At 54.8% G+C, this 11,747-nt stretch carries 10 protein-coding genes; 7 read left to right on the top strand and 3 right to left on the bottom strand.

Going from position 1 to position 11,747, the window contains the following annotated elements; genetic code table 11:
* Positions 1–3,540: DNA-directed RNA polymerase subunit beta' (rpoC, locus tag WBC85_RS01805; protein WP_424432974.1), on the top strand; the 3,540-nt coding region annotated here is incomplete at its 5' end.
* Positions 3,541–3,690: 150 nt separating this feature from the next.
* Positions 3,691–4,626, top strand: a complete 936-nt coding sequence (locus tag WBC85_RS01810; RefSeq protein WP_424432975.1) for a glutathione S-transferase family protein — start codon at positions 3,691–3,693, stop codon at positions 4,624–4,626.
* Positions 4,627–4,664: 38 nt separating this feature from the next.
* Here WBC85_RS01810 and WBC85_RS01815 read toward each other — a convergent pair whose 3' ends face one another.
* Entirely contained in the window at positions 4,665–5,108 is a 444-nt protein-coding gene (locus WBC85_RS01815) for a rhodanese-like domain-containing protein (RefSeq protein WP_424432976.1), read from the bottom strand.
* Positions 5,108–5,464 (bottom strand): rhodanese-like domain-containing protein, encoded by a 357-nt coding sequence (locus WBC85_RS01820; RefSeq protein ID WP_424432977.1) that lies wholly within the window; start codon positions 5,462–5,464, stop codon positions 5,108–5,110. Before WBC85_RS01820 ends, WBC85_RS01815 begins: the two co-directional genes overlap by 1 nt.
* A gap of 130 nt (positions 5,465–5,594) precedes the next feature.
* Between WBC85_RS01820 and WBC85_RS01825 the strand changes: the two genes are divergently transcribed.
* The 4 genes from WBC85_RS01825 (at position 5,595) to WBC85_RS01840 (ending at position 10,577) form a co-directional block, all read left to right on the top strand.
* Complete coding sequence (locus WBC85_RS01825; RefSeq protein WP_424432978.1) at positions 5,595–5,909, top strand: ArsR/SmtB family transcription factor; 315 nt, start codon at positions 5,595–5,597, stop codon at positions 5,907–5,909.
* Between the two features lie 51 nt (positions 5,910–5,960).
* Positions 5,961–7,013 (top strand): permease, encoded by a 1,053-nt coding sequence (locus WBC85_RS01830; RefSeq protein ID WP_424432979.1) that lies wholly within the window; start codon positions 5,961–5,963, stop codon positions 7,011–7,013.
* A gap of 280 nt (positions 7,014–7,293) precedes the next feature.
* Positions 7,294–8,952 (top strand): calcium-binding protein, encoded by a 1,659-nt coding sequence (locus tag WBC85_RS01835; protein WP_424432980.1) that lies wholly within the window; start codon positions 7,294–7,296, stop codon positions 8,950–8,952.
* A gap of 479 nt (positions 8,953–9,431) precedes the next feature.
* Positions 9,432–10,577, top strand: coding sequence for a calcium-binding protein (locus tag WBC85_RS01840; RefSeq protein ID WP_424432981.1), 1,146 nt, complete (start codon positions 9,432–9,434; stop codon positions 10,575–10,577).
* Between the two features lie 57 nt (positions 10,578–10,634).
* Here WBC85_RS01840 and WBC85_RS01845 read toward each other — a convergent pair whose 3' ends face one another.
* Positions 10,635–11,318 (bottom strand): hypothetical protein, encoded by a 684-nt coding sequence (locus WBC85_RS01845; protein ID WP_424432982.1) that lies wholly within the window; start codon positions 11,316–11,318, stop codon positions 10,635–10,637.
* Between WBC85_RS01845 and WBC85_RS01850 the strand changes: the two genes are divergently transcribed.
* Positions 11,317–11,747: Crp/Fnr family transcriptional regulator (locus WBC85_RS01850; RefSeq protein WP_424432983.1), on the top strand; the 431-nt coding region annotated here is incomplete at its 3' end. The genes WBC85_RS01845 and WBC85_RS01850 overlap by 2 nt on opposite strands.

The raw sequence follows: 11,747 nt of genomic DNA on the forward strand, positions 1-11,747 counted from the left end.
GAGTGGATGATCCTGACCGTGATCCCTGTGATCCCGCCAGAGCTGCGTCCGCTGGTTCCGCTCGATGGTGGCCGTTTCGCGACGTCTGATCTGAACGATCTGTATCGCCGCGTGATTAACCGTAACAACCGTCTCAAGCGTCTGATCGAGCTGCGTGCGCCCGATATCATCGTGCGTAACGAAAAGCGGATGTTGCAGGAATCTGTTGACGCGCTGTTCGACAACGGTCGTCGCGGCCGCGTCATCACAGGTGCGAACAAGCGTCCATTGAAATCCCTCAGCGACATGCTGAAGGGTAAGCAAGGTCGTTTCCGTCAAAACCTTTTGGGTAAGCGCGTCGACTTCTCCGGTCGTTCTGTCATTGTGACGGGACCGGAACTCAAGTTGCATCAGTGTGGCTTGCCCAAAAAGATGGCGCTCGAGCTGTTCAAACCGTTCATCTACTCACGTCTTGAGGCCAAAGGTCTGTCTTCCACAGTGAAACAGGCGAAGAAACTGGTCGAAAAAGAGCGTCCCGAAGTTTGGGATATCCTGGACGAGGTGATCCGCGAACACCCTGTCATGTTGAACCGTGCGCCTACATTGCACCGTCTTGGCATTCAGGCGTTCGAACCTGTTCTGATCGAAGGTAAAGCGATCCAGCTTCACCCGCTCGTGTGTTCTGCGTTTAACGCGGACTTCGACGGTGACCAAATGGCTGTTCACGTACCGCTTTCCCTGGAAGCCCAGCTTGAAGCACGCGTTTTGATGATGTCCACGAACAACGTTCTGTCGCCAGCAAACGGCGCACCGATCATTGTTCCGTCACAGGATATGATCTTGGGCCTCTATTACACGACGCTTGAGCGGACGGGTATGAAGGGCGAAGGCATGATCTTCTCCTCGATTGACGAAGTTCAGCACGCGCTGGACAACGGCACCGTGCACCTGCACTCCAAAATCACTGCACGCATTCCTCAGATCGACGAGGAAGGCAACGAAGTCATGCAGCGTTTTGAAACCACACCTGGACGTGTGCGTCTTGGCGCGCTTCTGCCGCTGAATGCGAAAGCACCTTTCGAGCTGGTGAACCGTCTTCTGCGTAAGAAGGAAGTTCAGCAGGTTATTGATACGGTCTATCGTTACTGCGGTCAGAAAGAGTCCGTGATCTTCTGTGACCACATCATGACCATGGGCTTCCGTGAAGCTTTCAAGGCCGGTATTTCGTTCGGTAAGGACGACATGCTGATCCCAGAAACAAAATGGCCATTGGTTGACGAAACACGCGAGCAGGTCAAAGACTTTGAACAACAGTACATGGACGGCCTGATTACTCAGGGTGAAAAGTACAACAAAGTTGTCGACGCCTGGTCAAAGTGTAACGACAAAGTCACCGACGCGATGATGGGCTCTATCTCTGCTGCTCGTCATGACGAGAATGGCGCAGAAATGGAACCGAACTCGGTTTACATGATGGCCCACTCCGGAGCGCGTGGCTCGGTCACTCAGATGAAACAGCTGGGCGGTATGCGCGGTCTGATGGCGAAGCCGAATGGCGACATCATCGAAACACCGATCATCTCGAACTTTAAAGAAGGTCTGACCGTTCTGGAGTACTTCAACTCTACGCACGGTGCTCGTAAGGGTCTGTCAGACACGGCTTTGAAAACAGCGAACTCCGGTTATCTGACACGCCGTCTGGTGGACGTGGCGCAGGACTGCATTGTGCGTATGCGCGATTGTGGCACTGACAAAACGATCACCGCCGAAGCCGCAGTCAATGATGGCGAGGTTGTTTCCTCGCTGGCGGACCGTGTTCTGGGCCGCGTCGTTGGCGATGATGTCTTGCGTCCCGGCACCGATGAAGTGTTGCTGACAACAGGTACACTGATCGACGAGCGTATGGCGGATATGGTTGAAGAAGCTGGTGTTGCCTCCATGCGCATCCGTTCACCTTTGACCTGTGAGGCCGAAGAGGGCGTCTGCGCCATGTGCTATGGTCGTGACCTTGCACGCGGTACAATGGTCAACTCTGGCGAAGCTGTCGGCATTATCGCTGCACAGTCGATCGGTGAACCCGGTACACAGCTGACGATGCGGACATTCCACATCGGCGGCGTTGCGCAGGGTGGTCAGCAGTCCTTCCAGGAAGCAAGCCAGGAAGGCAAGATCGTCTTTGAGAACGCACAAACCCTTGAAAACGCCAATGGCGAGATCATGGTTATGGGCCGGAACATGAAGTTGATCATCAACGATGAAAACGGTGAAGAGCGTGCAAGCCACAAGCTTGGCTATGGTTCCAAACTGTTCGTCAAAGAAGGTGACAAAATCAAGCGCGGCGACAAACTGTTTGAATGGGATCCATACACGCTTCCAATCATTGCGGAAAAAGCTGGTACAGCTAAGTTCGTTGACCTCGTATCCGGTATTGCCGTGCGCGACGAAACTGACGAAGCCACTGGTATGACACAGAAAATCGTTATCGACTGGCGTGCAGCGCCAAAAGGTAACGAGCTGAAGCCGGAAATTATCATCATGGATAAAGACGGCGAGCCTGTGCGCAACGATGCGGGTAACCCTGTTACCTATCCTATGTCTGTTGATGCGGTTCTTTCCATTGAGGAAGGTTCCGAAGTTCAAGCTGGTGACGTTGTTGCGCGTATCCCGCGTGAAGGTGCCAAGACCAAGGACATTACCGGTGGTCTGCCACGGGTTGCGGAACTCTTTGAGGCACGGCGCCCCAAAGATCACGCGATCATTGCAGAACTTGACGGTCATGTCCGCTTTGGCCGCGACTACAAGAACAAGCGCCGTATCGCGATTGATCCTGTGGACGAGAGCATGGAGCCCGTCGAATACATGGTGCCAAAGGGCAAGCACATTCCTGTTCAGGAAGGTGATTTTGTCTCCAAAGGCGATTACATCATGGACGGCAACCCTGCGCCGCATGACATCCTGTCCATCATGGGTGTCGAAGCGCTGGCTGACTATATGATTAACGAAGTGCAGGACGTTTATCGTCTGCAGGGCGTTAAGATCAACGATAAGCACATCGAGGTTATCGTGCGTCAGATGCTCCAGAAGTGGGAAATCCTGTCCAGTGGCCAGACAACGCTGCTCAAAGGCGAACACGTCGACAAGCAAGAGTTCGATCAGGCCAACGAAAAGGCAATCGCACGCGGTCACACACCTGCAACAGGTGAGCCGATCCTCTTGGGCATCACCAAAGCGTCCTTGCAGACACGTAGCTTTATCTCTGCGGCGTCCTTCCAGGAAACAACGCGCGTTCTTACAGAAGCCTCTGTACAGGGCAAGCGGGACAAACTGGTCGGCCTCAAAGAGAACGTTATCGTGGGTCGTTTGATCCCTGCGGGCACTGGTGGTGCAACGCAGCAGATGCAACGCGTTGCGCAAGATCGTGACAACGTGGTTGTTGAAGCGCGCCGTATCGAAGCTGAAGCCGCTGCCGCACTGGCCGCGCCAACGGACGATATCGTCGGCGGCGACGTGTTTGGTGATCCATCAAACGCAGCTGACACAGCCGAGAGCCGCGACGAGTAAATCTCGAAGCGTACTAGAATTTGAAAAGGCCCTCGCTGGAAACAGCGGGGGCCATTTTTCATGGATGCGTGCCGCGATAACGCGTGCTTGCGCCTTGTAGAACGTCGCATCGCCCGAGTAGATGTCGTTAGCATCTCAAAAGGACGATCAATGAGCCACGTTATTTTGCACAACTATCCGCAATCGCCTGTCGCCGAGAAAGTGCGTATTGGCTTTGGAATAAAGCGGCTCGCGTGGTCATCGGTCGAAATTCCGCGCCTGCCGCCAAAGGATATGCTTACAAAACTAACCGGCGGCTATCGACGCACTCCCGTCATGCAAATAGGGGCGGATATTTATTGCGATTCAGCTTGTATCCTTCACGAGCTGGAGCAGCGTTTTGATGCGCCTTCGTTTTTCCCAACGAAAAATGCAGGTTTGATGTGGGCGCTTGGTCGCTGGACGGATGGTGATCTGTTTGATCTGGCTGTGAAAATCGTTCTCGGTTCGGCAGGTGAAAATCTTCCCAAAGACTTCGCAGAAGATCGCGGGCGTCTTTATCTTGGCGCGAATTGGGCAGAGGGGCTTAAAGCGGCGAATAAGGAAATTCCACATCTGGCTGCGCAAATGCGTGCACCGATGGCCTGGCTGAGCGAGCAACTTGCCGACGGGCGCAAATTCTTGCTCGGCTCTGCACCTGCTGCGATTGACGCACAGTTCTATCACATCATCTGGTTCTTGCGCGGGCGCTGGAGCCAAGGTCCGGCGTTCTTGTCAGAGTTCCCCTTGCTTGAGGCATGGGAGCACAGTGTCGCCGAGATCGGGCATGGGCAATCGTCGGATATGAGCGCTGAAGAGGCCATTCAACAAGCGGCAAAATCAGAACCGTTGGATGTTGTTCATAACGGCGCGCATGATCCGCAAGGTTTGAGCGCAGGGATGACGGTAATCGTATCGCCAGACGTGGACGGGGGCGAGCAGCCGGTTGAGGGACGCTTGATTGCTGCAAGCAGCGAGCGCATCACGGTCCGCCGAAGTGATCCGGACGCTGGCAACATCAATGTGCATTTCCCTAGAAATGGGTATCGCGTCACCGTGCTGGGCTAAGCGATTGACGCGCTTTCAAAGCGATAACTGCCCCCCCTTTAACAGCTTTGGCAGCCCATCTTGCGGGTCGGCTTTACGGGGCGGTAGCCCTCGCGCAGCACGCGGCCCATGCCACCCGCGATATCGACAACTGGGAAATCGACTTTGCCTGCAATCTGCGCGCTCGCACGCGACGTGCGATTACCAGAGCGGCAAATCAAGGCAAGTCGCTGACCGTCCTTAAGCTTTGGCGTCACCGCCTTCAAAAATGCATCAGCGCCTGTGTAGGTCATGAGCAATGCGCCCTCGATAACACCCGTTTCCTTCCATTCTTGTGGCTGGCGGATGTCGACCAAAAGCGTGTTTGCGTCGCTGGCTAGCGCGCTGCCCGATGGGCTTTCAAGTGTGAGATTGTCAGCTGACGCGCGCCCCGACAGCCCGAACGCCGCGGCTGCGGCCGCCGCGATACCTGCGCCGGCAAGCAAAAAGGTGCGTTTCTGCATTACACCTCCTCCTGAAGCTTGCGCCAGGCATTCAAGCCGCCGCCAATGAATTTCGCATTTGCATAGCCCATGTCCCTAAGGCTGGCCGCCGAAAGCGCACCGCGATTATAGGCGTTGCAATAGCACAGGATGGTTGTGTCGAGATCAGGCAGGATACCTTCGATATTCATTTCAAGCTTTCCGCGGCTCAGATTCACCGATCCCGGGATATGACCCTTTGCATGTTCATCAGGGTCGCGAATATCGAGGGCAATCGCCCCGTCTTGTAGCAATGCATCTACATCTTGGGGCGCAACTTCTTGCACTTTTGTGCGCGCTTGGTCCGCGAGGTCTTGGAATTTCGTTGTGTAGGCCATGGGTGTCGCTCCGGAAAATCTATGCCTCCACACATATTCCTAAAATTGCATATGTAAAGCGGCAAAAGAAAATTTTCTCTGTGACCCCGAATTCTTGACAAAACTATGACTCTAGTTTTATAGATTGGTCATGATGACACAAACCTCAGTTGCCAACGCCCTTGCTGCCCTCGGGCATGACACCCGACTTGCGATCTTTCGCCTTTTGGTGCGCGCGGGCGAGGAGGGCTTGAACGTTGGCGAAATTGGCCAGCACCTCGACATAGCGGCCTCGACGCTGGCGCATCACCTCGGAACGCTGGTCGATGCCGGGCTGGTTATCCAAGAACGCCAAGGACGTCAGATCGTCAATCGCGTGGACTTCGACCAGATGCGCGCAGCTATGTCATTCCTGACCGCAGAGTGCTGTGTCGGCGTGAAACTCGCGCAGGAGGATGCGGCGTGATTGCCGTAGATTTCTTCAACCAAAAACAACTATATATTTAAGGATATAGCCATGACGGACCTAGCCCCCGTAGCCCGCTCCAGATGGCTCGACGTTGCCGATACCCTTTGGCGGAAAGAGAAAGTCTGGCTTCTCAGCGCGACCATCATCGCGGCGCTCTTGGTCTTTATCCCTGCGCTTGGCGTTTCGACGCTTGGTTTTGTGTGGAACAACCTGATGAATGTCGCGCCCTTCCTCGCGCTTTCGGTCGCCATTGCGGCCTATGCCGGGGCTAGCGGCGCAGACGGGCTGATCGCCAAGGCCTTTACGGGATCGCCCTTGGTCATGATCGCGCTCGCCGCGGCCGTCGGGGGGCTTTCCCCTTTTTGTTCGTGCGGTGTTATCCCGCTCATCGCTGCCTTGCTCGCAATGGGTGTGCCACTGTCTGCGGTCATGGCGTTTTGGTTGGCGTCCCCTGTGATGGATCCCTCGATGTTCTTCCTTACAACAGGTGTTCTCGGCGTTGAATTTGCGGTTGCCAAAACCATGGCTGCGATTGGGCTTGGCATCTTTGGCGGCCTGACAGTGCATATGATCGCGCGCTCGGGTGGTCTTAGCGATCCGCTGCGCGAGGGCGTTGGCAATGGTGGGTGCGGGGGCGCTAGCGTGCGCAATGAACCCAATGTGGTTTGGAAATTCTGGCGCGAAAGCGAACGCACCTCCAAATTCTGGCGCGAAGCCCTTAAAACCTCGCTCTTCCTTGCCAAATGGCTGACATTGGCCTTCACTTTAGAAAGCTTGATGCTTGCTTGGTTGCCCGCTGATCTGGTTGCGCGCTCGCTTGGCGGCACAGGCCTTGCACCCATCGCGATTGCAACGCTTGTCGGCGTGCCTGCCTATCTTAACGGCTATGCGGCCTTGCCGTTGGTCGGTGGTTTGATGGGGCAGGGCATGGCCCCGGGGGCAGGTCTGGCCTTCCTTGTGGCAGGCGGCGTCAGTTCCCTGCCAGCCGCCATCGCGGTCTGGGCGCTGGTGAAACGTCAGGTGTTCATGCTCTACCTCGGGATTGCTTTGGTCGGCTCTTTCGCCAGCGGGCTGCTCTTTCAGCTATGGAGCACGCTCTAGAAAACCCCGCAAGTCCCGGATTTCTTGCCAAATACGGGATTTGCTGCCGTCGTCGTTCTTTAAGACACCGCAGTGCCCGCCACAGACGCGTATTTTCGCGTAATGTGACGGGCAATGTGCAAAAATGCCTACGCCGTTTTGGAACGGCCGTCGATTTACAAGACTAACAATTTTCACAGAACGAAGGACTTAGAAAATGGTCGATGTTATCATCACAACCGACACGACAACCACATAGACCCTCAGCGCTGGGGGTGATGTTTACTTCCTTCAAGAAGGTGTGCTTCATTCAGAAAATACCCCTGGTGGAACACTCGTCATCGATGGCGCTGTCGCTAACCGTTACGTTCTGGTAAATGGAACGATGACAAATTTCGGCGGTGGTGTGATCCGGAATGGCACCGGCCCTGATCCGGAGGGCGTCAGTATTACTGTGTCAGATACCGGCCTTATGCAAGCTACACCCAGCTTTCGCGCGATCGAGCTGGACGGCGATTTCGTTATGATCAACAACAATGCTGAAATCATCGGCGGCGAAGCCATACGGCTGGGCGGCAATGACACCGAAATTTACAACAACGGCTACATAAGCAGTAGCTATGGCATCTCGAATTCCAACATCCCTACTATAATTTTTGAGGGCGATGATGCGCGGTTGGTGAATTCCGGCACGATTTTGGGTGAGAGCGCTGTGAGCTTCTCTGGCACGGCTACGATCAACAACTCGGGCAGCATCATTGGTGATCGCTATGGCATTGAGTTTCTCAGTTACACCTTAGACGATGTTTACATGAACAACTCTGGCACGATTTCTGTCAGCGCAGGCACGGCGTTCCAAGGTAACGGCGGGATCAACGAAATTGACAACAGCGGCCAGATTGAAGGCGGCGTCAATTTGGCAGGCGGAAATGATATCCTGCGTAACTCTGGTCATATCAGCGGCGATGTCGATCTGGGCCTCAACTCCGATCTCTATCGTGCCACAGGTAACGGGACGGTGTTGGGAACCATTTATGGCGGCTGGGGACATGACAGCATTATCGGTGCTAACGCCGCTGATCTGATTGACGGTGGTGAAGAGAATGACACCGTCAAAGGCGGCGGGGGCGAAGACAGCATCTTTGGTGGCAACGGCGACGATCTCATCAAAGGCAACGACGGCGATGACGAGTTGGTCGGCGAAGCAGGTATCGACGTGATCTACGGCGGCTCTGGCCATGATATGATGTGGGGCGGCACCGAGGATGACGAGCTGTTCGGCAATGACGGCGATGACGAAATCTCTGGCCAGGAGGGCATTGATTTTCTGAAGGGTGGCCTTGGCAACGACATGATGTGGGGCGGAGATGACGGCGACGACATGATGGGCAACCAGGGCGATGATTTCCTAAGCGGCGAGGACGGCAATGATTTCCTCAGCGGCGGCGAAGGGGATGACGAACTGGACGGCGACGCGGGTGCCGATACGATCCAAGGCGGCGGCGGCATGGACGATGTCAACGGCGGCAAGGGCGACGATCTGATTTTTGGGAATGCAGGCGACGACAACCTGCGCGGCGCGAATAGCGATGATACGATCCGCGGCGGCGCGGGCGATGATACGCTTGAGGGTGGTAGTGGCAAAGACTTGCTCGTTGGCAATGGCGGCGCAGATACGTTTGTTTTTGTAGATGCGTCCGAAAGTACAAATGATTCAAATCGCGACGAAATCCGCTATTGGGGCGAGGGCGATATCATTGACCTCGCATTGGTGATCGGCGGCACGCTCGATTTCATTGGCACGGATGCATTCACAGGCACAGCCAATGAGATACGCGTCAAGGAAAGCGCCAACGGCAATTCCACAGTTTACGTTGATACCGACGGCGATGGATCTGGCGACATGCGCATTCTGGTCAGTGATTTTTTCGGGCTAAGCGCCAGCGATTTCCTTCTGTAGAACGCCTCTGGTTGAACTGTCCCGCATGTGAAGCGAACCTCGCCCGCTGATCGTTTGTGTCGTTGGCCATTTACGACCCAAAGCCACCGTTTGTTGATTGTGCAGCGATGCCTCGGTCCAGTGCGCAGCCCGTACATGATCTGTGCCATTGAAAAATGGCAAACCCGCGTCCATTCTTTAGAAAATTTACTATTCATTAATCCGATAAAAAAACCGACCAATTCGAGCACATTCTTAGTCAAAATCGCAAAAGGAATTTTCCCCTGGTCACTATTGTCACCACCCAAACAACCGCCCTGGCAGTCGTAAGCAACTCAGAGTACCTGCTTCCCGAAGGCAACATTCTTTCGTCTAACTCTCACGCAATCGACTTCGCTTCCACCTCGAATATCAATTTTTAGATCTACGGAACCGTTTTTGCCGGGTTAGACGGTACCAACGATGACTCTGGAGGTGGTGCCACTGAAATCAAGATCGTAGTGGGAGAGACAGGAAGAGTTATCGGTGAGAGCGATGGCATTGAACTATTTGCCGACAACGCAGCCGTCCTTAACAATGGCGAAGTCATCGGCTCTGGCGATGTTGGCATCCAAATGCTCGGCAATAATAGCGTCATCAACAACAACGGTATTGTCGATGGCGCAATTTCAGGTGTCGCGCTGGACGGCCCGAGCGCGGTCTTGGGTAATACCGGCCTGATCTCGGGAACGCATGGCGTCGAAGTGAAAGATACATCGAATAAAGTCATCAACACGGGGAGCATTGTCGGTGTGGGCGATCAAAATTCGTTTACTGGCGGGGCCATGGATCTCTCCATCGGAGTCTACTTCAGCGGCAGTCTCGACGCTATCGTTCAAAACTCCGGCCTTATTTCTGGTCAGGATTATGCGATCTATTCGGATGGAAGTAACGAAAACTTTACGATCATCAACTCTGGCGAGATACTTGGCGACATCGTTGGCGACAATGTCGTTCAGACGATCGAAAGCTCTGGCCAGATCACTGGCGATATCTTTCTTGAAGAAGGCGACGACATCTACACAGGCTCTGGTAACGGTTTCACGACGGGTCAAGTCAATGGCGGTGACGGCCTCGATGTATTGATCGGCGCCAACATGGCGGACAACTTTGTCGGCGGCAACGACGCCGATGATCTGCGCGGCAATGGCGGCAATGATGTCCTTCAGGGCGATGCGGGGGACGATACCCTAGTAGGCGGCGACGGCCAGGATTCCCTTTTTGGCGGGACAGAAAACGATGAATTACGCGGGAGTGGCGGCGACGACACAATCACCGGCGGACAGGGTAGCGATTTGTTGGTTGGCAATCGCGGAGCGGATACTTTTGTGTTTGGCGATGCTTCCGAGAGTACAAATGATTCAAACCGCGACGAAATTCGGTATTGGGAAGCTGGCGATCTGATTGATCTGGAAGCGGTCGTTGGCGGCACGCTCGACTTTATCGGTACTGCCGCGTTTACCGGCACCGCCAACGAAGTGCGCGTGAAAGAAGGCAGCGGTGGAAATTCAACGATCTACGTGGATACCGATGGCGATGGATCAGGTGACATGCGCATTCTGGTCAGTGATTTTATCGGGCTAAGCGCCAGCGATTTCCTTCTGTAGAACGCGAACGGCAAGCGCAGCGTGCCTGCGCCTGCCTCGTGTTTGCCGCGTTCAGTCCTAACGCTTCATCATCATCTCATGAACAGCATCCATGCCGCGCTCGGCCATTTCGGTGACTTCCCCGGCATGGATTTGCAACGCTTTGACCACTTCGGGGTCATCTGAGGTCTGCACGACCTCGATCCCATCGTCCAAAATATCCATATCGGTTAAAATTCCGTCCCCGCGCTTGAAGAAAATATCAAGCGTCGGACTTTGTATAATGATCTTCGGGTCGTTGTTGTTGAACACCCGCTCGGTCATTCCCGCGACATGATTGACCAAAGCCTCCATCACAACGGGATCAGAGGTGCGCGTCACCGTGCGAATACCGTTCGGCAGGTTCTCGACCGTGCGCGTGAAGCTTTCAAAGCCGTTGAACATCACAGCCAACTCTGCGCTTTCCTCTGCACTGGCATTTGCGCCGCGCAAACCGGGCATGTTGGTCATATCATGCCCCGTGCCGTCCGCGCCGTGGTTGTGCTGGCCAGAAGTCATGTGCTGGGCATGCGCCGAGCCCTGGACCATAAACACCGCGCCGCCGCCAAGGACCAGCAGGCCCAAGATGGCCGACAAAGCCAGTTTGCGCGGGTGTTTCCTAAAGTGCTTCGTAATCATCATGATGTCCTGACGTGGATGTGAATGCCGACCTTGCAGATCGCTTTGGCATCTTTGACTTGGATTTGATATGATTTCGATCATGCATCACGCTCTTTCAAGCATTTTTGAACATGGCACCGAAGTGAAACTCGCGAAGGGCGCTGCGCTTTTCAGAACCGATGATCGTGTCACCGCAATGTATCTCGTCTGCCAAGGGCGTGTGGACCTTGTGCGTCATGTGCAAAGCGGTGAACGCATGGTGCTGCACCGCGCAAGCGCGGGCACTGTCCTCGCCGAAGCCTCGGCCTATTCCAAGCGGTATCACTGCGATGGGATTGCCGACAGCCAAAGCACCTTGCGACGTATCAGCACCGCGGATTTTCTGGATAAGCTCAATGCGAACCGGGACCTATCCCAGCTATGGGCGGCGCATCTTGCACGTATCCTGCAACGCAGCCGGATGAATGCCGAAATCCGTACTTTGCGCAGGGTTTCGGATCGCTTGGATGCATGGCTGGAGCTGGGCAACGA

It is taken from the genome of Planktotalea sp. (assembly GCF_049680325.1).
Classification (GTDB): Bacteria; Pseudomonadota; Alphaproteobacteria; order Rhodobacterales; family Rhodobacteraceae; genus Planktotalea.